This window comes from Roseibium sp. RP-7 (genome assembly GCF_053005225.1).
The window spans coordinates 2,516,048-2,537,523 of the sequence record NZ_JBRKQA010000001.1 but is presented as its reverse complement, the minus strand read 5'-3'; the positions used below and the strand labels follow the sequence as shown (position 1 = coordinate 2,537,523).

23 protein-coding genes, 3 tRNA genes and 1 pseudogene are annotated in these 21,476 nt (G+C 55.5%); 13 read left to right on the top strand and 14 right to left on the bottom strand.

The features are described from left to right. Nucleotides 1-50: 50 nt before the first annotated feature. Genes ACVDG9_RS11430 through ACVDG9_RS11420 form a run of 3 tightly spaced genes read right to left on the bottom strand, consistent with a single transcriptional unit; the run spans nucleotide 51 to nucleotide 3,521 of the window. Nucleotides 51-812, bottom strand: coding sequence for a glycosyltransferase family 2 protein (locus tag ACVDG9_RS11430; RefSeq protein WP_022998820.1), 762 nt, complete (start codon nucleotides 810-812; stop codon nucleotides 51-53). Further along, the gene (locus ACVDG9_RS11425) at nucleotides 809-1,720 is read right to left on the bottom strand and encodes a phosphatase PAP2 family protein (protein ID WP_022998821.1); all 912 of its coding nucleotides are present in this window, start codon (nucleotides 1,718-1,720) and stop codon (nucleotides 809-811) included. The genes ACVDG9_RS11430 and ACVDG9_RS11425 overlap by 4 nt, the downstream gene beginning before the upstream one ends. Next, the gene (locus tag ACVDG9_RS11420) at nucleotides 1,704-3,521 is read right to left on the bottom strand and encodes an ArnT family glycosyltransferase (RefSeq protein ID WP_447238006.1); all 1,818 of its coding nucleotides are present in this window, start codon (nucleotides 3,519-3,521) and stop codon (nucleotides 1,704-1,706) included. Before ACVDG9_RS11420 ends, ACVDG9_RS11425 begins: the two co-directional genes overlap by 17 nt. 194 nt (nucleotides 3,522-3,715) lie before the next feature. On the opposite strand from ACVDG9_RS11420, the gene ACVDG9_RS11415 reads away from it, so the two are divergent. Together ACVDG9_RS11415 and ACVDG9_RS11410 are read left to right on the top strand one after the other, a co-directional pair. Then, nucleotides 3,716-4,552, top strand: a complete 837-nt coding sequence (locus tag ACVDG9_RS11415) for a phosphodiesterase (protein ID WP_447238005.1) — start codon at nucleotides 3,716-3,718, stop codon at nucleotides 4,550-4,552. Then, complete coding sequence (locus ACVDG9_RS11410) at nucleotides 4,552-5,100, top strand: CAP domain-containing protein (protein WP_447238004.1); 549 nt, start codon at nucleotides 4,552-4,554, stop codon at nucleotides 5,098-5,100. Before ACVDG9_RS11415 ends, ACVDG9_RS11410 begins: the two co-directional genes overlap by 1 nt. 151 nt (nucleotides 5,101-5,251) lie before the next feature. Here the strand turns inward: ACVDG9_RS11410 and ACVDG9_RS11405 are convergent, their stop codons facing one another. Next, on the bottom strand, nucleotides 5,252-6,625 hold the full coding sequence (locus ACVDG9_RS11405) for a YcaO-like family protein (protein WP_447238003.1): 1,374 nt from the start codon (nucleotides 6,623-6,625) through the stop codon (nucleotides 5,252-5,254). 284 nt (nucleotides 6,626-6,909) lie between these two features. Between ACVDG9_RS11405 and ACVDG9_RS11400 the strand changes: the two genes are divergently transcribed. Together ACVDG9_RS11400 and ACVDG9_RS11395 are read left to right on the top strand one after the other, a co-directional pair. Then, complete coding sequence (locus tag ACVDG9_RS11400; RefSeq protein ID WP_447238002.1) at nucleotides 6,910-7,200, top strand: hypothetical protein; 291 nt, start codon at nucleotides 6,910-6,912, stop codon at nucleotides 7,198-7,200. Nucleotides 7,201-7,389: 189 nt separating this feature from the next. Then, nucleotides 7,390-7,671 carry a hypothetical protein gene (locus ACVDG9_RS11395; protein ID WP_168686929.1) on the top strand — a complete coding sequence of 94 codons (282 nt, stop codon included), beginning with the start codon at nucleotides 7,390-7,392 and terminating at the stop codon, nucleotides 7,669-7,671. Between the two features lie 1,330 nt (nucleotides 7,672-9,001). Here the strand turns inward: ACVDG9_RS11395 and ACVDG9_RS11390 are convergent. Continuing rightward, nucleotides 9,002-9,343 (bottom strand): annotated as a pseudogene (locus ACVDG9_RS11390) (AfsR/SARP family transcriptional regulator); the annotation flags it as partial. Between the two features lie 498 nt (nucleotides 9,344-9,841). On the opposite strand from ACVDG9_RS11390, the gene ACVDG9_RS11385 reads away from it, so the two are divergent. Then, nucleotides 9,842-10,096: a hypothetical protein gene (locus ACVDG9_RS11385; protein WP_022998829.1), complete on the top strand. Its 255-nt coding sequence runs from the start codon at nucleotides 9,842-9,844 to the stop codon at nucleotides 10,094-10,096. A 193-nt stretch (nucleotides 10,097-10,289) separates the two neighbouring features. Here ACVDG9_RS11385 and ACVDG9_RS11380 read toward each other — a convergent pair. Both ACVDG9_RS11380 and ACVDG9_RS11375 read right to left on the bottom strand, forming a co-directional pair. Further along, nucleotides 10,290-10,366: transfer RNA gene (locus ACVDG9_RS11380), tRNA-Arg, on the bottom strand. Nucleotides 10,367-10,602: 236 nt separating this feature from the next. Further along, the gene (locus tag ACVDG9_RS11375; protein ID WP_022998830.1) at nucleotides 10,603-10,908 is read right to left on the bottom strand and encodes an ETC complex I subunit; all 306 of its coding nucleotides are present in this window, start codon (nucleotides 10,906-10,908) and stop codon (nucleotides 10,603-10,605) included. Between the two features lie 348 nt (nucleotides 10,909-11,256). On the opposite strand from ACVDG9_RS11375, the gene ACVDG9_RS11370 reads away from it, so the two are divergent. Continuing rightward, complete coding sequence (locus tag ACVDG9_RS11370; RefSeq protein WP_055654038.1) at nucleotides 11,257-11,505, top strand: hypothetical protein; 249 nt, start codon at nucleotides 11,257-11,259, stop codon at nucleotides 11,503-11,505. Nucleotides 11,506-11,592: 87 nt separating this feature from the next. Continuing rightward, the gene (locus ACVDG9_RS11365) at nucleotides 11,593-12,099 is read left to right on the top strand and encodes a hypothetical protein (RefSeq protein ID WP_075283039.1); all 507 of its coding nucleotides are present in this window, start codon (nucleotides 11,593-11,595) and stop codon (nucleotides 12,097-12,099) included. On the opposite strand, the gene ACVDG9_RS11360 is transcribed toward ACVDG9_RS11365, so the two are convergent. After that, nucleotides 12,071-12,781: a hypothetical protein gene (locus tag ACVDG9_RS11360; protein ID WP_075283049.1), complete on the bottom strand. Its 711-nt coding sequence runs from the start codon at nucleotides 12,779-12,781 to the stop codon at nucleotides 12,071-12,073. The genes ACVDG9_RS11365 and ACVDG9_RS11360 overlap by 29 nt on opposite strands. Nucleotides 12,782-13,011: 230 nt before the next feature. Further along, nucleotides 13,012-13,088, bottom strand: a tRNA-Pro gene (locus ACVDG9_RS11355). 363 nt (nucleotides 13,089-13,451) lie between these two features. On the opposite strand from ACVDG9_RS11355, the gene ACVDG9_RS11350 reads away from it, so the two are divergent. Next, nucleotides 13,452-13,979, top strand: coding sequence for a hypothetical protein (locus ACVDG9_RS11350; RefSeq protein ID WP_055654034.1), 528 nt, complete (start codon nucleotides 13,452-13,454; stop codon nucleotides 13,977-13,979). Between the two features lie 36 nt (nucleotides 13,980-14,015). Here the strand turns inward: ACVDG9_RS11350 and ACVDG9_RS11345 are convergent, their stop codons facing one another. The 3 genes from ACVDG9_RS11345 to ACVDG9_RS11335 all read right to left on the bottom strand — a co-directional run bounded on the left by ACVDG9_RS11345 (nucleotide 14,016) and on the right by ACVDG9_RS11335 (nucleotide 16,168). Then, complete coding sequence (locus tag ACVDG9_RS11345; protein ID WP_447238001.1) at nucleotides 14,016-14,501, bottom strand: DUF192 domain-containing protein; 486 nt, start codon at nucleotides 14,499-14,501, stop codon at nucleotides 14,016-14,018. A gap of 169 nt (nucleotides 14,502-14,670) precedes the next feature. Next, nucleotides 14,671-15,252: a cold-shock protein gene (locus ACVDG9_RS11340; RefSeq protein ID WP_022999344.1), complete on the bottom strand. Its 582-nt coding sequence runs from the start codon at nucleotides 15,250-15,252 to the stop codon at nucleotides 14,671-14,673. A 154-nt stretch (nucleotides 15,253-15,406) separates the two neighbouring features. Beyond that, nucleotides 15,407-16,168 carry an SIR2 family NAD-dependent protein deacylase gene (locus ACVDG9_RS11335; RefSeq protein WP_447238000.1) on the bottom strand — a complete coding sequence of 254 codons (762 nt, stop codon included), beginning with the start codon at nucleotides 16,166-16,168 and terminating at the stop codon, nucleotides 15,407-15,409. Between the two features lie 54 nt (nucleotides 16,169-16,222). Here ACVDG9_RS11335 and ACVDG9_RS11330 point away from each other — a divergent pair, with 54 nt between their 5' ends. Further along, entirely contained in the window at nucleotides 16,223-16,663 is a 441-nt protein-coding gene (locus tag ACVDG9_RS11330; protein WP_022999346.1) for a VOC family protein, read from the top strand. Between the two features lie 125 nt (nucleotides 16,664-16,788). Continuing rightward, nucleotides 16,789-16,864 (top strand) — tRNA-Glu (locus tag ACVDG9_RS11325). Between the two features lie 54 nt (nucleotides 16,865-16,918). Here ACVDG9_RS11325 and ACVDG9_RS11320 read toward each other — a convergent pair. Then, entirely contained in the window at nucleotides 16,919-17,803 is an 885-nt protein-coding gene (locus tag ACVDG9_RS11320) for a hypothetical protein (RefSeq protein ID WP_447237999.1), read from the bottom strand. Nucleotides 17,804-18,249: 446 nt separating this feature from the next. Here ACVDG9_RS11320 and ACVDG9_RS11315 point away from each other — a divergent pair, with 446 nt between their 5' ends. After that, the gene (locus ACVDG9_RS11315; RefSeq protein ID WP_077292973.1) at nucleotides 18,250-19,818 is read left to right on the top strand and encodes a caspase family protein; all 1,569 of its coding nucleotides are present in this window, start codon (nucleotides 18,250-18,252) and stop codon (nucleotides 19,816-19,818) included. Nucleotides 19,819-19,947: 129 nt separating this feature from the next. Here the strand turns inward: ACVDG9_RS11315 and ACVDG9_RS11310 are convergent, their stop codons facing one another. After that, the gene (locus tag ACVDG9_RS11310) at nucleotides 19,948-20,373 is read right to left on the bottom strand and encodes an ExbD/TolR family protein (RefSeq protein WP_447237998.1); all 426 of its coding nucleotides are present in this window, start codon (nucleotides 20,371-20,373) and stop codon (nucleotides 19,948-19,950) included. Between the two features lie 145 nt (nucleotides 20,374-20,518). Between ACVDG9_RS11310 and ACVDG9_RS11305 the strand changes: the two genes are divergently transcribed. Beyond that, complete coding sequence (locus tag ACVDG9_RS11305; protein ID WP_367022464.1) at nucleotides 20,519-20,977, top strand: DUF1036 domain-containing protein; 459 nt, start codon at nucleotides 20,519-20,521, stop codon at nucleotides 20,975-20,977. Nucleotides 20,978-21,118: 141 nt separating this feature from the next. After that, nucleotides 21,119-21,475 carry a hypothetical protein gene (locus ACVDG9_RS11300; protein WP_022999351.1) on the top strand — a complete coding sequence of 119 codons (357 nt, stop codon included), beginning with the start codon at nucleotides 21,119-21,121 and terminating at the stop codon, nucleotides 21,473-21,475. Nucleotide 21,476 lies beyond the last annotated feature (1 nt).

Sequence of the window (21,476 nt, the reverse complement as noted above, 5' to 3'; positions counted from 1 at the left end):
CAGTGTTTTTGAAAGGTCGGCGGGCTTCTCCACCCGGATTGGGGCATTAATCAGGTCAGTGGCCGAACATCCGGAATTTTTTTACGGCGGCGTCGCAGCCACCACACTCCGAACAGATCCAGCACACCGACCAGCGCCCTGTCAAAGATCCCGTATTTAGACGTTCCATGGCGCCGCTGCCGGTCCTGAACGTCGATATGGGTGACACCGTAACCCTCGCGGATCACGAGTGCGGGCAAGAACCGGTGCCAACTGTCGAAGTACGGCAGTTGCAGGAACACTTCCCGGCGCAGGGCCTTCAGGCCGCAACCGCTGTCGCGAGTGTTATCCCGCAGGATCGCGCCGCGCAGCTTGTTGGCAAACTTCGACGCATAGCGCTTGGCCAGGCTGGCCTTGCGGCCAAGCCTTTGCCCGGCGGCAAGAGCAACTGCCGGGCCGGCAGCGTCGAGAGCGTCCAAAAGCGCCGGAATATAGGCGGGGTTGTTTTCGCCATCGCCGTCTATGGTCGCGACGACGTCGCCCCTCGCATTCAAAAGACCAGTGCGCACCGCGCAGCTCTGGCCACAAGACTTCTCGTGCCTGACCGGCCGCAGCCAGTCATGGGTTGCCGCGTAATCCTGCAACACGATATCCGTACCGTCGGACGAGCCATCGTCGATGACGATGACCTCGAAACGCCTGCCCTGCAATGCAGCTTCGATTTCATCCAGCAGGATGGGCAGGTTTTCCGCTTCGTCCTTCGCGGGAACCACGACCGTGACGGCGAGCGCGCCCTTGCTGGCCGCAACAGCTTCCAGATAGCTTTGTGTCATGCGCTTGTCCGTTCTGTCGTGTCTGCCGCAGGGACCTCGGCTTCCACACGGTCAGCGCCTCGCTGGCCGCGCAGAACCTGCCAGACAGCCCGCACACAAGCCTTGGCAGACAGGACATTCATGTTGGGTACAATCTTTCCGGAGGAAGACAGGTGAAAGCCGATCCGCCGCCGGGCCATGGCACGAACCGTGAAAAAGGTGAACGTCATCCCCAATAGCGTGCCTGCGATGACGTCGCTGGGGTAATGCGCCCCAACCATGACGCGGCTGAACGCAAGCCAGAAGCCCGCAACAATGATCAGCCAACGGTAGGCCGGGAAAATAAAGGCCAGCGCAGTTGCAAGCGCAGCGACAGTGGTCGAATGACCAGAGGGGAAACTGGTGAAGGTGCCGTCGAAGGCCAAAAAGTCGAAGCGGACCGGACCAACTTCCTCGTAAAGCTTGGGACGCGCCCGGCCGAGCGACCACTTGAATGCAATGGCCAGAAGCCCCGTCGCGGCGACTGAATAAAAGATGAAGGCCGCATAAGTGAACACTGCGCCGATTGCCATGCGCAGGCGGAATGCGTAGCGCCCGGCATCCAGCGCCAGCAGAAACAAGCAGCATAGACCGGTAGAAACGAGGATCCAGTCGGCCTTGCCGATATCGGTGAAGGTTCGGAAGGCGGCCCGGTATTCGCCCGGGAGCGAGCGCAGCCACGGATAGGTCGGAACATCGAACGCAACGACTGCAATGCCAACCGTCAACAAGAGGACAGCAAGGATATCCTGCGGCCGCTGCCCGGGAGGAAGCGGATCCCTGTTGTGGCGCGCACGTTCCCTGCGACCGGAAAACAGTATTGCAGCCCGCCGAGAATTCCCGCGCATGCGCGCCAGAACATGCCAGACAAATTTACTGCTGTTGCTCATTGCCGTCTTCTGAAACCGTCGTCGGCACGGACTTCTCATAAAGCCCGATATCGACATCGTCCCCGCCATTGATATTGAGGCCGTCTACCCTTTTTACAGCCTCCGGCACAAGACCAATCTCCTTTGCGGCGGCCAAAAACGCGGCTTCTTCCCGGCTTTCTATTGCCGCGATACGGCAGGTAGCTGGATTCGCGGCTTCATCGGCAGCAAGAAAGACGGCGGCATCCTGCGCCGAAACGATCTTTGTCGTCGTGCCTTCCAGGAATATGAAACTGGGTTCGTGAAAACCGGTAGTCACGACCAGACGGTTCGACTTGTCTGCGCAACCGGGGATTTCGTCCATGGCCGCGACAAGGCGCGGACTGACCCAGATCGGCGTAAGAGCTGGGCCGACAAAGCCCCAAAACCCGATGCTGACGCAGATCGCTGTCAGACAGATGGCGGGGAAAGCATAGAGTGCCGGTCCTCGCAGAACCCGGGATGCTGCTGCAATCGCAAAAACAGCTCCCACTGCAAGCAGAACGGCTCCGGGAGGTGACGGCCAGACACCCAGGGCAAAAGGACCGGCAAACGCGGCGACGGCCAACCCCAACGCAGGCACCGCCAGCAACACTGCCGCTACCCAACGCAGCCACGTTCTCGTCGTGGCGCCAGCCCCCTCCATCAGCGCAGCAGCAACAGGTAGCGCGAGCGCAGGCAGCAGCGGCATCGTGTAATGCGGAAGCTTCGTTGCAACCAGTTCGAACACGACCCAGCTTGGGACGAACCAGGCGACGGCAAACGTCACCAGCGGACTTTTTCGTTCATGCCAGATGAGCGGCAAGGCAATCAGGAAGAATGCAGGCAAAGGCCAGAATATGCCGAACATCGCCCCGAGATGGGTAAGCGGGGGTGCTCCATGACCTTCCTGCCCCTGCCCGACCTTGCCAAGGAGGTCCTTGCCGATGGCTTCAGTGAAGAACGTTCCGTCCGTCGCGATCCAGATTGCCACAAACCAGGGCGAGACGAGCAGCACGAACCACAGCAGACCCGCGATTGGCGCCGTTCCCTTGAACCATGCAGCTTTCCGATTCAAGGCCATGAGGCCAACAACCGTAAGGCCAATCACCATGGGTCCAACCGGCCCCTTGATGAGGACACTGCCCGCAAGTGCAGTCCAGAACAGGAACCCAAGACCCCATAGCCGTTTGTCCGGATCCTTCAACCAGATCCGCGCCAGGGCACCTTGCGCTATTATGATCATTGCAAACAGCGCGGCATCGGTTTTTGCCAGTCGCGCCTCGACGCCGACAATGATCGCCAGCGCCACGAAACCTGCCGCCAACAGCGCACCGGCAGGCCCCATAAATGCCCGTGCAAGCCAGAAGGTTGCCAGAACGCTGATTATCGAGGCTATGACGGAAGGCAGTCGATAAGCCCAAAGCGGCGCGTCCGCCCCCTGCCCTGTCAGCTTTACGGCAGCTGCCTGAAGCCAATAGATCCCGACTGGCTTTTTGTGACGTGCCTGATCCTGAAAACGAATGTCGATGTAATCGTTCGTTTCCAGCATCTGCTTGGTTGCCTGGGTAAAGCGCGGTTCGTCCCTGTCCAGGGGAGGTACCGTCCATTGACCTGGTACGAACAAGGCAAGCGACAGAAGCAGCAGAAGGAACGGTGCTGTGATGTCGTGGCCGAAGATATGCAACCAGACCGGCTTCCGAACTGGGGCAGCCGATGGGCTGTCCACGTTGTCCTTGCGTTCGGAATTCCCGGCTGCCTTGCCTGCCGCCTCGGGCTTCTGATCGTCGCGCGTGTCCGACATCAACTTTCTTGTCCAGTTCCTGCGTCCGGTGTCCTGCGCCCGGTGTCCTGCGTCTGGGCGGTCGCCCCTGCCCGCCCGTTTCTGAACGCTTCTCCTACATGAGCTTTTCAAAAAGGGAAACTAGTGCTTGCCCTCTTCGAACGCACGGTTATCGTCCGGGCAGATGATCCACCTGACGAGTCACAAGGTTTTCCATGACATTGATTGCTCATATGACGGACCTGCATTTGCGTCCGCGAGGTTTGCCCTGCTATCGCGTTTCGGACACTAATATGCTCGCCGAGCGCGCGATCAAGTCGCTGCAGAGTCTCACCCCGAAACCTGATGCTCTCGTTATAACCGGCGATATAACCGACAGAAACGATCCAAGGGAATACGCGCTCGCCCGCTCCATCCTCTCGCGCGTCGACATGCCTGTCTATCTTGTGCCCGGGAACCACGACGGCACAGAAGTCATGCGCCGCGAGCTCGGAAGCTTTCCGGGTCTTTCAGGCAGCCTTGATGACAAGATCTGCTATACGGCAGACATCGGCGACATCCGCCTGATTGCGCTGGACACCCATATTCCGGGTGATCCGCGTGGTCGCCTCGGACAGGCACAGCTTGACTGGCTCGACAGCCGGCTGCGCGAAAGCGCCAAGACAACGCTGATCGCCCTCCACCACCCGCCTGCACTTTCCGGGATCCGACACATGGACGACATCGGACTTGTGGATGCCGATGCGCTTGCGGAAGTTGTTTCGCCGCACCGGCATGTTGCGCGCTTCCTGTGCGGTCATCTTCACCGTCCGATCATCGCGAGCTTTGCAGGAAAGGTGATGACGCTTGCTCCCAGCACCGGACACCAGGTCGTCCTCGACCTGACGGAAGACGGCCCCGCCATGTTCAACTTCGAACCCGCAGCCTATTTTCTCCACTATCATTCGCCGAAAACCGGAGTGGTGTCACATATGGCCTACGTGGAAGCGTATCCTGGCCCGTACCATTTCTTCGCCGATGAAGGCGTCGTCTGGCCGGGAGATGAAACCTGATGTCCGTAATCGCCCTGCCCAAACGCCTCCTGGTGCTGTTGCTGCTTGGCCTTTTCGCGGCCTCACTCGGCGCCTGCGGCGCCTTGCCGGGAAAAAGCGACCTTGAAGACAAGACAGTGCTTACAGACCAGCCGGTCGACAAGGCGCAGATGCTGTCGATGATAAACGCCTACCGGCAGCAAAAAGGCTTGCCCGCTTTGCGCCACGACCCGGAACTGGATGTCGTTTCCCAAAAGATGGCACGCCATATCGCCGAGCGCGACAGTATGGACACCTGGGCTCACAGTGCCTTCGGTCTGTCACAACGGCTCGACAAGGCAGGATACGCAAATTACGCAGGCGCGGAAAACCTGGGTGCGGGATATGCTGATCTGGCAGCAGCCTTCCGTGGCTGGCAAGGCTCAGAAGGCCACAACAAGAACCTTCTCAACCCCTACGTGACACGGGTAGGTATTGCCAGAACCAACCGCAATAATGGCAAATGGCGCAATTTCTGGGTGATGACACTGTCCCGCCCTTATGCGGACGGCCGACCGACCGTCCGATAACAAGGCACCTGGAAAAAGGACGGAGCCAAGCTCCGCCAAAAGGCTTCTTCCAGAGATCGAATGACCCAGTTGTCATCCGGACGCCTCGCAAACAAAACATGAATGCACGGCTCATATTTTATTAAGGCCGGCGCATCAGCCTGTCAATCGTTCAAAAGGGAAATGGTCGGGCGGCAAATTCGGCTTCGGACGCGGGAATGTCTCGCAAACCACGCTCTACAACCCCGTCGAACAACCTTTTTTTGCCGAACCTTGGCTCCCAACTGCAAAGCTCGGGGGACAACAGCTTGATGCAGGGAATTGCAAGGTCTTGGCGGGTCGCATCAAACTCCCAAAGGCTGATCTCGCGGTCGAAACAGCCCTGAAGCAGGCTTTCAAAAGTTGAGGTCTTCTCCAGAACCTCAGGACGCGTGGCAACCGCACCCCGCAAAGGCAGATCTTCGAAAATCACGCGCTCTCTGGCATACGCCAGCTGCCTGGGTAGCGACCTCAGCGCTTCTTTTGTGCCGTGACTGGCGGGATAGGATTTGTCCATCAGAGAGAGCGCGTTTTCCGATTGCAACATTTCCTGAATTGCACTGGTGCAGGCCTGTGCGGTGTCCCAACCGGCGGATGATCCAAACGCACACCCCCGGCCGTAAACGTCATGAGAGACACAAATCACCACCTGGACCGGCAGGTCCGTGTCGACGTGCAAGAGCTCCCATTCCCGCGGCTGGTCATCGAGATATTGGACCAGATCAGGAGGGAGCATTTCCCTCACATAGCCCTCAGGTAGAGAAGTTATCCCCAGGCGGTTGTACCAGGCCTGCGCAACTGCATCACGCTCTACAAGCTCAAGAAGCGCGCGCGCGCGCGCTCCCTCAAGGTCATGCCAGACAGCGCATCCTACGCTCGAAGCAAAGGGCAAACGTAAGCCCGTAACGTCATCGGCTTCGTTAAACAAAATTCCCAAACTAAGGCACTGCGCCTCTTCATCAGACCTCAAATTCCGCAACCGGACACGCCTGTCTGAAAGAGATGACCAGTCTGAAGAGTTGACGCGTGAAAGATCCCGTCCAAGACGAAGCCTGCCGAGAGCGACACTTGCCTGGGCTTCACTCAATCCAAGCAATCGACCGAAATCTACCTGAGGTTGTTTTTTGTCGTAATTGAAAATCCTATTGTCACTAATCCCGATACTACAAAGGGTTAGCCTTTCGGAAAGCTCGCCTATACAACTAATAGCTGCAATTGATGCGATATCCCCCTGTCCACCGGCAGGAATTGGTGCCCCTGCAGCAGGTACTTCATTTGCATCAGTTTCAGATGACTTGAGCAACCCGGTGCAAAAATGCACCGGGCATCCGGGGCGTGTCATCGGGACCAGTCTTGGGGAGAATGACGAAAGCAGCTTCAGGAAAAGACGAAGGTCCGGCTCCAGCAAGCGCACACGATCTCCCTCAACGCCCGGCTCCACCGCTATCAGGCCCAAACGCGACAGGTCCGCAAGTACGTCGTCCGCAAATCCACTTTCAACGATCATAGAAGAGACACCGCCGCCAACAGTGAGGATGCGGGACGGCTGCTTATGTTTTGATATGGCAATTTACTTCGCCTCACCCTGCAATTGCACACAACGTAGATTAACAAAACTGCCATTGAGCGAGTTCATTTCCTCGTTCTACATTCTATTCGAAAGCAGTCGATCAGTAGTAAACAGTCTCAATACATAACTATTTACTAAAGTTTGACCGAATTTGAAAAAGCCAGGTGACCATCCCACCACCAGGCAGGACACATTGCAACTCAACCTATCGGAGGCTCATAATGCACGCTGACACAACTTCCCGGACTGAACTGGAAATTGGCGCGAAACTTGGCGCGATCATTCAGAACGCCACAGCACGTGAGCGGCTGGTTGCCAACCCGGCTGAAGTCCTGGCTGAAGTTGGCATCAACTCCGATGCCGCAATCTTCGCCGACACTGCTGACCTCGTCCACCTCATCATCCCGGCAGAAATCGATGCAGCGCGCGTTGCTGCTGGCGATGAAAGCTATTTCGAAGAACTCGGTAAAGCAGCTCTCGGGACATGCTTTTACGACGACCTGCCGGAATAACTTTTTCTAGGCGGCACGTTCCCAAACCCGACAAAATCGTCGTGCGGCGTTTCATTTGGCATTGCCAGATCCGCCGCAGACACACTTCCATTCCCTTCAGACAATTATGGTCGGTTGTTGGATGGTTTGCGAACACCTCAATAGATCTTTGAGTTAGACTATTCTGAATTGACAGGAAGGTGGAAAGCCATGGCGAGATTTCCATATTACAGGAGAAACACAGCAGACCTAGGACGCCTTTTGGCGAAGGCGAATTTAAATCCAGATTTTGCAGAAAAGCTAAAAAGCGACCCCCGATCTGTGCTGGCAGAACTCGGATTGCCTGCCCAAACAACAGAATTGATCGACTTCAAGGTTGTTGACGAGCGTGATTGCTACAAAGCTCGTGTTCTGCCGTTCAAACTCAATCCAGCTAAGCTGTCCTCTGCGGATGTCTCATATGTCACTAGTGTTGCGAAACTCTTGAGCTAGGTTAATCTGGCTTGTTGAACAACACCCTTTGGACCAACTGAGCGCCCCGATCAAAATTTGCCCGAACACGCGCATCCTGGAAAAAATTGATGCGCTGGCGCCACTGCTCAGGTTGAACATTAAGGTTATCGTTAGGCAACAAGAAATGATTTCGTTTCTCGTTGAAACTCTCCAGAATAGTGATTGCCTCACCTTCTCTTCCTGAGCAAACAAGTGCTGCTACGCGTGTCGTCAGGCAACCAAGACTGCTTCCCGTACCCCGTTCAATTTGAACGATGGCGTTTTCGTAGTCCTCAGCAGCAAAAAAGATATTTGCAAGGTATTCGTAGAACACCCTGGGCACGAAAGAGAACAAGCGGAACGCGCGCTCGGCCGTTTCGCGGGCTTCGTTGACATCTCCCGAAAGTGCAAGTCCTTCTGCCACCGACATGAGGTTAGCGGGATCGGAAGAGCTGAGGCGACCCGCGTTTTGGAAGGCGCGTTTTGCTTCTTCAGGCATATTGGAAAGAATTAAGGACCAGCCGTAAACTCGCTGATTCACAGCTTGCCAAGGATCCAGTACGATTGCACGCTCTGCCATATCAAGCAGACTGCTCATTCCCTCCGAAGACGTTCTGTCATTAAGGGGATAATGCAACTCTTGCTTCATAATTATTGATGCCTTCCCGGCATAAATCATGGAGAAGGTTTTATTCGTCTGCTCCAGCTCGTTCAGCAGACGCATAGCTTTTTCATCGGATTGCGGCGTAAAATCCCAAAGTAGTGCCTCGGCCTGACACCAACGCGCGAATGCCGACGTATTGGCAGGGTTCCTCAAGCGACCTGTAGCGTGACCATGAATTCGACCGACAATCTGACTAGCTGCAGGGACGATGCCTTCCCAAAGCGTTAGGTCAACAATCTCATTAAAGACAATCTGCCCGTTTGTACGATCTTCGAATTGTACAACGATTTTCCCAGAACGTTCGTCATGCCTAAACCGAAGCAGATAAGCCCCCAATTCATGACCTTCGACAAGGGTTGGTTTCGGGGTATTCTCGTCGCCGAAATATTCGGATTCAAATAAATCGAATGATCTAAAGGACGATAGGCCTGACACGATTTCTTCTCTGAGGTGAACTGCGTCGCTCAGTCCTTTCTTCAGGAGCGATGAAGATACAATCGAAATTTCAGGCAGCCTTACAACTTCGTCGCTGTTTGAAAGTCCTCCCCCGATTGGACCTAATGCTTCCTGGCGCTTGAAGAGCTCTTCCCCAGTAGCCTCAACCTCGACCTCGCTAAGCAGTTTCCGAGTCTCGTCATCAGGCTCAGCGTCCAGATGAAGGTGCATTTCCCGTTCGCATGACCGGAATTGCTGTTCGGCACGTTCTCGCTGTCCCAGCTTCATGTAGAGACGAATAAGAACGCGATGAGCCGCCTCAAACGCGGGATCGAGTTTCAGGACAAAACGCGCCCCGGCCTCTGCCTGCACACCCCCGTCTTCCGTGGATATCCTGTTCAGATGCTTGAAGGCGGCGCTGATGAGTTCTGAGCGCACCCGTTCACGCTCGACCGTCAGCCACTCGGAAAATTCAGAATCGATATCGTCGTAGCCGGTCAGGAACTCGCCGCGCCACAGTTCCCCCGCCTTGCGGAAATCCGCTGCCTGCCCACGTTCCAAGAGCGAATTCATGGCCATGAGATCAGACGCAAACGCCGATGGGTCGAGTTGTATGTGACCTGGCGCTGAGCGCACTACATCGATGCCGGCCGTTTCTTCGGCGCTCTTCAACTGGCGCAATGCCTGACGCAAGGATTGCATTGCCTTGTGGCGGTCTGTCCCGCTCCAAAGCAAATCCGCCAGTGCTTCCCGGGGCGACGCCATACCGCTCATGCGGCTCAGATAGCCCATGATCGCCAGAGCCTTGCGGGTCTTGACCGCCACAGGTTCCTGGTCGCTATCAAGGAGCAAAGGCCGCCCAAGGCATGCAAAGCAGGACGCGATTGCCATCAATTCCCCGTATTTGAAATGCACGCTTCAGCCGTCGCCTTCGCGCAACCGCGAATATCACGCAACCTGAAACACAACAGCACCTTATCACGCTCATTTCACGCTGCAACAGCATGCTTTAATCGGATGGTCACAGCAGCGACGCTGCAATCGGCAAATCAAATACTGGTGGGTAGTAAAATGTCTAAGACCGTTAGCAAATCGGACCGCACTGAACTCGAGCAGGAGCCTGCAATCGAGGCGATCAAGCGCATGATCCGCTACACGAAAAAAGAATCGGACAAGGACGGCCGTACGTTCTGTTCCTATTTCCTGGATATGGCTCTTCAGTCCCTGGAAGATGGTTCCGAGGACGTGGACATGATCCTCAAAACAAAGATCACGCCGCTCATGGTTGGCCAGAAGGTGGAATCGGGAAAGTCCGAGACGCTCTAACCTTCAGGCGAATCGCGGTCTAGAAACACCGCCGTGCTCCTATATTGCAGGGGCCGGCGGTTTTTGTTTTTTGCAGGCTTTTTCCAAGTACCCGACTTGAACGTCCAGTTTAGGACATCTGCACGGCAGGAAGCCTTTCCACGCAAGGTAGAGGCATCGAAGCTCAGGTTTTTTTTCAAAAAAATCAGGGAGATGGCGACTCCGGCAGGATTCGAACCTGCGACCATTCGCTTAGAAGGCGAGTGCTCTATCCAGCTGAGCTACGGAGCCAATTTCTCAGGAACGCAAACCGTTCCCAGATGAGACTATCGGGCAGTATCTCTGAGGCCTGCCAGACGTTCATGCAAACTTGGATCGAGACCAAACGTCCGGAGGCAACCCGATCCGGCGATCGCCTCCACCGCCCTAATGCGTCAAAAACCCGGCTCGTGTCGATTCGAAATCGGCGCTTTCAACAGACAATCCGATCTCTTGCCGAACAGGTCAGAGGAGCCGAACGTTCTTGTTCAGTGGGTCCAGGGCGCAGACCGGTTGAATTTGAAATTGTCCGCATAGGCAGACCCGCGCACCTTGCGCTCCTGCGCCTTCTCCACCCTGTGCGGAATGCCATGGCGCTTCGCATATGCGACAGCTTCTTCAGAAGTCTCGAAATAAAGCCGGATTTGCTGCTTCATGTCGGAAGACGACGTGTAGCCCATCAAAGGTTCGACGGACTTGGCGACCTCCGGCTCGTAATCCAGCACCCATCTCTGGGTTTTCGCCTTGCCTGACTGCATGGCGGTTTTCGCCGGACGGTAGATACGCGCAACCATGTGACAGTGCCCTCAAGTCTGAATATGTGAGATGCAATTCCTTACAGCAGCTTTTTCCCGCCTTTGCCGCCGGTGTCAACACCGATATTGGCCGCAACCCGCAATCTTCGGTTCGGCGACGACTCATTTAACAGCACAAGTATGTATTAACGGTGTTGGTGGAGAGGCGATTTATGACATTCACGTAACATGACATGGAGGCGCAACTCATGCTATTAACTACCCTAACGTGAACTTGTCTGGAAGACGCCGATTTTCGGAACGAAGTGCAGGTTCAAAAAATACAGAATCGCAGGGCCGGACAGCCTGAAAGGGCCGATCCAAAGATCAAAACGATAAGGCTTTGACATGCATTACGAATTTCTGAAAAGACTGGAAGGCTATGTTCCAGAACATGTTCGGCCGGTCACCAGAGCACCGGAAAAAATTGCGCCGGTCGAACTGAAAGCGGCGATCGACGACGCCAATCTCACTGAAATGTGGGACATGATCCTGACGCTGGACTATTCGGTTTCCGATCCCACCGATCTGTCACCGGAAAAACGCGACGAATTCCTGAATGTCATGTCGCTGTTGTTGAAAGCCTTCGACCGGTAGAAATGGTTATTGGCAAACGGCCAAACATGTGCGGTGTCCCTGGTCGATTTTTGCCGGATGGAACAAATCAAAACATGAGAGAGGACCGTGCTAACACGCCCTGATACTCATTTTTCGGAACTCGGCACACAGGCCATTGAAAAAGGGCTTGCCGACCCGGCTGTGTCTGCGTTCTACGACAGCATCATGTCGACCGATGCGGTTCAGATCCAGCAATGCCTGAAACCGTTCCTGCCTCATTTGAGCCTTTGCTCGGACAAGATGCCCGGAAACGCTCCTCCTCCGATCTTCTATGTCGGTAAGGAAAGTGGGCAGCGACACCTGTTCGGCGAAGACTGGGCAAGCCCGGCGACACCCGCCTGCGGTCTGCGCACACCTGATCCGGACCTGGAGAAGGCTTCGGCGGAAGGTTATCGCAAGGCATTGGAAGGCACGCCTTATTACGGCTACGCCCACACGAAAATTCAGGTCAATGGCGAACTCTATGAAGTTGCGTTCGAGCGGTTGATCGTCGCCGTGCGACCTTCGTTGCAATCCGATCTTCGCTTCTGCGCCTACCTGGGCGTCATTCAGGATCTTCAGCGGACGTCCTGAGGATAAGTTTTACAAGGCCGTGTAGATCGCTTCTGGTGGCATAGACCAGCCAGTCATCCGGCCTGATATGTCCAGGCGCAATCTCCCAATGGGTGCCGCGTGGCACGAACCTGCGGTAACCGACTCGGATGCCGAAGCCTTTTTCTGCGCTTTTTGCGGCCATCAGGCCATAGAGATAATCCGGCGACCACTTCAATAGTGAGAGCAGAAACCCCAACTGGGTCAAAGGCTCGGCAAGGCCCTGCCCCCGGATGTCCCGTCTCAGCCAGAGATTGCCGTGATAGACGATACGCCCGCGCATGAAATAGGCGTCATGCGCGTGCTCTGTCCCGAAGCGAACCTGAGGGTTTGGATCGACAAACATCCTGCGTTGCTGCTGATGCCAGTGCTCGGCAAGGCACCTGTCTTTCAGGTCTTCCACCTTTGCAGCTTGCACAGACACGACGTTACCATGGCTGTTGACGGCCCCTACCCAGAACGCGGTCGTCCCGTGCAGGTCGAAAAACCGCGGTGAAAAATCTTCCATCAGGTATTTGTCTTCGGTGCTCCGGACGGTCTTTTCGAAAAGCGCAAAATCCGCGCTTTCCTTCAGAGAAAGCCCGGCCTTTTCAATTCTGGACTGCAGCACGGCTATCGCCGCCGATACATCCAGCGTCGCCTGGTCGTCAGGATCCGGTATCATCAGCCCCATCCGGCGCGGCCTGCATGCCGTCGCAAGCGGCGTCACTCCCACAGGCATTGGAAACGCCCGTCTGACCAGTCTGTTATGCGGCGATAAGTTGCACAAGACACCAGCGTAGCTTGGCCCTAGTTATCCCGGCCTTTAGGCACGGAACCACAGCAAGCGCATGGATTTGCATTGCAAAGTCCCAAGTCACGCGCACCGCATCACATCGATTTTAGGAGAATGAATGGTCGGGGCAGCAAGATTCGAACTTGCGACCCTCTGGTCCCAAACCAGATGCGCTACCAGGCTGCGCTATACCCCGATCCGTTGATTTGCTCGGATTTATAGGCCACAGACTCTATCGTCAAGCTAGAACAAACCAAGAATATCCGAGTTTTGTGGGCAAAACCTGACAAACATGTCCCGTACTTTGTTCTCAGTTTGCACACAAAAGCAAAACAGCACGCCCGATGACCGTGAACGAGCCTCGTAAACGCGACGGCCAAGGCATCGTGCCGTCACGGTCTTTGAAAGTGCAAACTGAACTTCAGTATATTTGCTTGATCAACCAGATTACTGGCGGCATTCTCCCGCATGAAAAGTATCCAAGCAATTGAATCAAATACCAAAACGTTTACATCAACCAAATTACAATTTTTGATATAGATTTCAGGAAAAGAAATAGATGATCACCAAAGATGACTTCACAAAGGCATTAAAAGATTTCGGTGGATCCGAGTCCCAGAAAATACTTCAGGATCCGCAAGCATACCAAGCTACCTTTGACCTGCTGATCACCGTCGCAGAAGATTCGTCAATCTTCCAAAAAAAGCTGTCGATCGCCAATACAGCAGCGGGTGTAGCCAATATGGCCGTTGGACACTCCTCTGCCGACCGTCGGACAAAGAATGCTGTTCGCGCGGGATCTTTTGCTTTGAGCCAATTCCAGCAGACAGCGAATCTAGCAAGTGTCACCAAGTTATCGCCAGGAGCCGCGATGGTTGCTGTCAGTGCCACAGTCGTCAACAAGACAGGTATTATCGTGTCCTTTGCAGGCGGAGACAAAAAGAAGGCTCAGTGCATCGGTGCGGTGATGGAGCTTTCTGCTTCCGCGGTAATCACCGCCGTGTCTGCACCGACAGGCGTCCTGCTGGTCCTGTCGGTCGCCAGTCTGGCCGCCTCATCGGTCAACGCATATAATTCATGTTTTTAGAATTTTGGAGCAGGCTGGAATAGGTGCAATTCGGTTTCATTCCAGCTCCATGGACGGGCTGCTGACCTTGTCTCCGGCCGAAATTTCGAGTTTTTCCGCCAGACCGGCGTTTATTTCGAACACGTACTTCGCCGGACCAAGCGAGGGAATGACGTCTTCGGAAAAAGGCGTGGTGTTGTCGGCGATGCTGACGATGGAACCCTTTGCGTCAATGAAAATGATGTCGAGCGGCAGGGGCGTGTTTTTCATCCAGAAGTAACGGTCGCCCTCCCCTTCGAAGAGGAACAGCATGCCGCGTTCCGCCGGCATCTCTTTGCGGAACATCAATCCCATCGACCGTTGCCGGTCCGTTGACGCAACCTCCGCCTTGAACTGGTGTTCCTTGTCTCCAGACCGAATGAGAAGATCTTCCACCGGCAGGTTCAACTGCGGGTCCTGCGCCAGCGCCTGCCCTGGCGAACCCGCGAGCGAAATCCAGAGTGTTGCAGCAAAAAGCGAGAGGCACAGAAAGAAAGGACGCATTCTGAAAACTTCCTGAAAGACCCGGCAGAACCGGTTTGGGAGACTGGCAGTCAAGGGCAAGACCGGAATAACACTTCCCGTTTGCCAAAGAAGATTGCCTGAAGGTCGACAAACAAAAAGGCCGGAACATGTCCGGCCAAGTCAATGTGCAGAATGACGGAAAGCGGGGTCAGTGAGAGGCAGGTATGTGGGTGCCTGTCCCGACCGGACGGATTTCAGCGGCCATGCGGCCTTTCGGGCCTTCGCCGAAGCGCACCAGCACATCCTGGCCGGGACGCAATTCAGTGATGCCGAAACGTCGCAGCGTCTCCATGTGAATGAAGATGTCTTCTGAACCTTCACCCTGGGTCAGAAACCCGAAACCCTTGACGCGGTTGAACCATTTGACGGTCGCTTTTTCGAAACCGCTTTCGGGGACAACCTGAACATGGGTGCGCGACGGCGGCAGCTGCGACGGGTGGGTCGCTGTGCTTTCGTCCATCGACAGGATGCGGAAGGCCTGAAGACCGCGCGGTCGGTCGAGTACTTCGCAAACAACCCGCGCGCCTTCATAAGCAGTCTGGTACCCGTCTCGCCTGAGGCAGGTGACGTGCAAAAGGATATCACCGTCGCCGTCGTCCGGGACGATGAAGCCATATCCTTTCCCGACGTCGAACCACTTAATCGTTCCGGCAATCTCGAGAACATCAACGGCGACTTCGTCCGTCAATGTTTCGAGTGCGCGGGGCTCCCGTGCGGTTTTAACCCCCATAGCCTTTTGTCCCGTCTCTGGTCCGCATGATTAAGCTGAAGGCAAAATTCGACTCACCAGCCAGCTGATTCCTAACAAAAGGATAACATTGTGCTTTCTGGCGAGAAGGGAAATTGTCGGACTAACCACAGACCATTTACGGAAATCAGGCCGGTTATTCGCCAAATCTCGCAAATGTTTGAGCTAAAGGTGTTCGAATGACTGTTGACGCGTAAGAATCGAACGGCGTTTCCTGACCGTTTAGAATCACTAGGTCTGCACCGCCACGAACGGCGATGGCCGGCAGTTGTGCGGCTGGATGCACGACAAGTGACGAGCCCAACACCAGAAACAGATCGCAAGCAGCAGCAGCCTCCGCTGCCCGCTCCAGTTCCATTTCCGGCATCTGCTGCCCGAAACTTATGACCGCCGCCTTCAACAGTCCGTTGCAATCAGAACATCTCGGACTTTGCCCGGCGTCAACAATCGGCTTCTGAGCTTCCAGTTCAGCCCGCGCCCCGCAGGAAAGACAGGTTGCGAATGTGGAATTGCCATGGATCTCGACAAGCTTGTCGTCCGGAAACCCAGCTCGCTGGTGCAGGCCATCGACATTTTGTGTGATGAGGCAATGAAGCTTGCCGTCCTGCGCCAGGCTCGTCATGGCCAGATGTGCTGCATTCGGCTCCGCTCTTGCGAAATAGTCCATCATTTCGAAGCGGCGGTCCCAGTCTTCCAGGCGACTATCCTCATCGGCAACAAAGTCCTGGTATTGAACAGGCTGACGTTTGGACCATATCCCGCCAGGTGAACGGAAATCCGGAATTCCGGAGTCCGTCGATATCCCCGCCCCGGTCAGGGCAACGATCTGCCGGTAGGAACCTTCCTTGAACTGTGCCACAAAGCGCTGAGCTTCGGGCAAGGTATCAATGCACTTCATCGGCCGGTCCGGTGCCCGTTTGGAAAATCCCTCGATTGAGGAAAAGGATAGGACATGCGTTATTTGCACACGATGGTCCGCGTGACAAACATTGAAGACTCACTTGATTTTTATTGCAACAAGATGGGCATGACGGAAGTCCGTCGCTACGAAAACGAAAAAGGCCGGTTCACCCTGATTTTCCTCGCCGGATCCGACGATGTCGAAGCCGGAAAGGCAAACGCTGCGCCGCTTCTGGAGCTGACCTACAATTGGGATCCGGAAACCTACACCGGCGGCCGCAACTTCGGCCATCTCGCCTATGAGGTCGATAACATCTACGAATTCTGCGAGAACCTGCAGAACAAGGGTGTCACCATCAACCGTCCTCCACGTGACGGCCGCATGGCCTTCGTCCGTTCGCCGGACAACATCTCCTTCGAGCTGCTTCAAAAGGGTGAAGCGCTTGAAATCAAAGAACCCTGGGCCTCCATGCCCAATACCGGCGAATGGTAAAACCGGACAGTTTTCAACAGGCGCAGGCCCGGGATCCCGGGCTTGCAAAAAATTGTCGCAAAGGCTCTTGCGGGCTGCTTCAATCCCGCCTATAAGCCTCCCCACGACGCAGCCGCGTCGACCGCGCGCCCATCGTCTAGCGGTCTAGGACGCCGCCCTTTCACGGCGGAAACACGGGTTCGAGTCCCGTTGGGCGTGCCAACTTCTTCCCTTCCGGTTCAGAAGCAGGCACTTGGCATTGGCGTAAGCTATTGGTCAAAGTGCACTTGGTGGTACGTAACTGCCTTTTATTTCCAGGGCAGGTTCGTCCTTGCGGAACAATGTCCGCCCCGGAAATTCCTTCTTGTAGAATGCTTCGATATCTGCGGCTGCAGGGCCTGCATACTCTATCCGTCCACTCGGGAAGAATATGTCCAGGTCGTCATCCTTGTGCTCCGTCGCATAGGTTTCCTGCGATCCGTGCAAGACCATGGCAATGCCGAGCCGGTTGTTGACGAAATGCTGCACGTCAAAAAACTTTGGCGAGCGCGTGTGCTTCTGACCCAAGCGATCCTCTCTGACGCGGATCAGCTGGTCAGGAGCGTCCATATCGACGATGCCGTAGAGATCGAAGTCTCCGTGCACACACTTGGCCGCGGTGATAAGCGAACTGGACGAGAACTTCACACAGCCGAAATAGGGATCTTCTGGATTGCGTTCGACGAAATAAACGCCTCCACGCGGAATGTAGGTCAGTTTCCGTTGCTGTTCGAAGGTTGCCATTTCAGGTCGCAACTGTTTTTGAAATTCCCTCCATTCCTCGATCACCTTTGCCATCTTGCTCGCCTTGAAGGCCTTTTCGCCAACGATTTTTGGATCGACTACCAGGCCTGCAAAGTTCTTGCGCTGCGCGTCCGGACACTTGCTTCCGACGGGCTTAACATCGAAGTCCGCAGTCTTGGCCTTGCAATCCAGGCGCTTGGGCGCGGCGTAGGGTTCGCCAACGTGCTCAAGGGATGCTGTGTTTGTCCGTCGTACCAGAATCGCAACGTTGTAGAGCCGGGCTGCGGACTGAAATACGCCGACATGCTTGGCTCTCATATGTTTGAGAATATCTGCTCTTCCGGCCATAATGTGTTCTCCGCTGAGTGCAGGCTTCAACCGGGCCTGCGAAAACGCGCATTTGCAATGAAACCAGATTACCAGACAGTCTCCCAAACTCGGTGATTCAAGTCACAAAGCGTTTTTTCAGGTCGAAAAACCCGGTCTGTTTTCAAGTTGCGGCCGGCAAAAAAACCACTACCACCTTCCCTAACGTCCTTTCGTGTTAACGTAACTCAAAAAATGGCAGCAACTGTCTGTTGAAAAGTGGTTTTTAAAAAAAGGATTGGCTATAGTCTGCAACTGATTTTAGTGGGGTCATCAACGGACCGTTGCGGTCCGGATTCAGTTGGTTGCAGGGACAGCTTCTTCTATTTGACGTTCCTGTGACGCGTATTACAGAAACATAGTGCCATCCGGGGTACCTGTTCCTCTCAAGAGGACAAAGACCTCGTGTAAAGATCGGTTCAACCGACAGGCAACCATGATCTACGAGAGGACAGGATATGTTCAAACGAATGATCGCCGTGCTGGCAATAATTCTCGCAGGGACGGCTCCGGCACTGGCTAAGCGCGTTGCCCTCGTACTCGGCAACGGCGCTTACGAGCACACAGTACAACTTCCTAATCCGGCAAATGACGCCGAGCAGATGGCCGCCAAACTCAAGGCCCTCGGCTTCGAAGTCGTCGCCGGCCAGGACCAGACTTATGGTGAAATGCGCAGATCCGTCATGGATTTTGCGAAAAAGGCATATGGCGCGGATATCGCCATTCTCTTCTACGCCGGCCACGGCCTTCAAGTCGCCGGTCAGAATCACCTGGTACCTATCGACGCCACGATCGAGGATGAAACCTCGCTCGACTTCGAAACCATTACCGTTGATTTCATCATGCGCCAGATGTCCAAGGACGTGAAGGTACAGATGGTGTTCCTGGATGCCTGCCGCGACAATCCGCTGGCCCGCACCCTCGCACGCCGCATGGGACCGAGCCGCTCCGGCAGCATTGGTGCAGGTCTTGCTGAAATCAAGATTCAGGAAACCGGCGGAGAAGGCTCCGTGATCGCATTCGCGACCAGCCCGGGAGATGTTGCCCTGGACGGCGACGGTGCGAACTCGCCCTTCACCTCTGCGTTGATCAGACATATCGACACGCCGAACGCTTCCATCCAGACCGTCATGACTCGCGTTACCGGTGAAGTCTATGAAGAGACGGAAAAGAAGCAGCGCCCGTGGGTGAATGCATCTCTGATCGGCGAAGTGTTCCTGAACAAGCAGGCCGCACCGGCCGCGACGACCACTGTTGCCTCCCTTGGCGACACCGCGACGTCCGCTCCGCAGCAGCCGGTTGTCAACAATGCCGCAACGACCTCCCCCAGCCAGTCGGCAATTGCATGGGAACGTGAGAAGCTCATCTGGGAAACTGCCAAGTCCAGCAACACAGTTGCTGACTACAAGGCTTACCTGGATGCCTACCCTTCAGGCCTCTTCGCGGACTTTGCGCGCAATTCCATCAAGCGGCTCGAAGCCGGTAGCCAGGTTGCTTCGGTCAATCCGACCGTCGTCCCGGGTGCAGCAACGGCTCCTGCCGCCAGCACCACGGGCGTTGTGGCGACCCTGCCGGACCCGCAAAAGGCCGTTCCGGGTAATGAGGCAACCGAAGCTTCACTCGGCTGGAACCGTACTGCCCGCCGCGAAGTTCAGACCCGTCTGAACCTGGCTGGTCAGGATGTCGGCCGCCCGGATGGTGCCTTCGGTCCGAAGACCCGCGCCGGTGTGAGTGCATGGCAGGCTGCCAACGGCATCGTCGCCACCGGTTACTTCACCGCCGCCCAATACGCCTTGCTGACTGCACAGACGGCGACGCAGTATTCGGTCTACCAGGCTGAAGTGAACCGCAAGCAGCAGGCTGCCGCGAGCGCCTCTCGCAGTGCGACTTCCACGCGCCGCACCAACAACACCACCACTCACCGTGCGAACAACAACAACAACAACGGTGGTAACTTCAACCCGGCCGGAGCCGCTTTCATCGGTGGCGTTGTGGGTGGCATCATCGGCGGTGCAATCGGCCGCTGATCAACCGACTTGTAGTCACATGTCAAACCAGAACGGCCCGGTCTTGAAAACCGGGCCGTTTTTGTAGCCACAGATGGGGTTTTGCGTACGAACGGTTCGTTTGCATTGCGGGAACGCCTTGTGTTCCTGTCAATCGAGATGCAGCCGAACGCTTGTCAACTTTGAGGTTCGGGCTTCGTCCAGAATCCGCACGACCTGCTGAAAATCGGTTCCCTTGTCAGGCAAAAGAACAGCATCTCTGGCACCAGCTTCTGCCAACCGGTTCAGTTCCTGTGCCAACCCTGCAAGTGGCAGTGCATTTCCATTAACAGTCACGGCGGACAGATCTTCACCGGGAACAGACTTCACGACGATCAGGACTGCGGGAACGCTGGCGTTCGATTGTGCCTCTGCCCCCCCTGCCGGCGCACCACCACCAAGCGCAACTTCCAGCGGCCGCCAGACACCAAATGTGGAAGACAAAAGAAAGAACATGATCAGAATGAAGATCACATCGATCAGAGGTGTCAGCGGAATGCGCTTTCGCCTTGCAAGCGGTGTTTCGATGGAGATCATGGCTCAGGCCATCCCGGGTCTTCAGGTCATTCCGAAAATCGAGTTTCGCCGAAATACCACTTCAGCTCAATCGACTTTCCTAAATTGACCGCGGGTTCGCAATTCCTTAGCGTATTTAGCAGGTTGGCAAACTGGAAACACGACCATGAAAACGGACCGCGACAGCGGCAAGGTTAGGCAAAGACGCCGGATCGGGTTACGCAGGATCGCGTTATTCGGGGCGGTGGCGCTGTCTGGAATTTTGTCGACCTCTGCTGCTCACGCGGGCCTGCGTGTTTGCAACGGGTCAGTTGATCTCGTGAACGTCGCGATTGGCTATGAAACGGACGAAGGCATGCGGACTGAAGGCTGGTGGACAATCACTGCCAACGCCTGCAGCCAGGTGCTGCAGGAACCTCTCGAGAAAGCACGCTACTATCTGCACGTGGCAGACGGTTTTGGCGAAAGCCGTCTTGGAGGCGATATCACGCTTTGTATTCGCGAGGAAAAATTCGTTCTTTTCGATGGCGATCAGTGCTGGCAACGCGGGCTGATCGAAGCAGATTTCTTTCAGGTCGAAACCGAGGGAAAACAGGATTGGACGGTCCTACTGTCTTACGATTAGGAACGGCAAAGACCGGCATTCACAATCCTTTCCAACATTCATTGACGCATTAACCGGGGGAACAAGATGCGGATATTGGTTCAAAGAGTTTTTATAGCGATTGCAGTTGCCATTTTGGCGGCACCCGCACAGGCACAGCAAGTGACGGGTAAAATCAGCCTCGAACTCAACCAGTTGCAACCGACAGCGGACGGCGGCTGCCGCCTTTCGATCATCGCGACCAATGGCCTTGAACGCCCCATGGACAAGCTCGGCCTGGAAATGGTTGCCTTCAACAAGGACGGCCTGGTGGATCAGTTTCTGCGTCTTCAGTTCTCCCGCATATCCGCCGGCAAAACCAAGATCCTGCAATTCGACCTTGCCGGGAAGGCTTGCGACAGCCTTTCGCGGCTTCACATCAACGACGTCATGAATTGTGTGCCTTCCAGCATTACCGATGTCTATTGCCCGGATCTGCTGGACCTGAGCAATCGTACACCCATCGAATTCGGCGATTGAC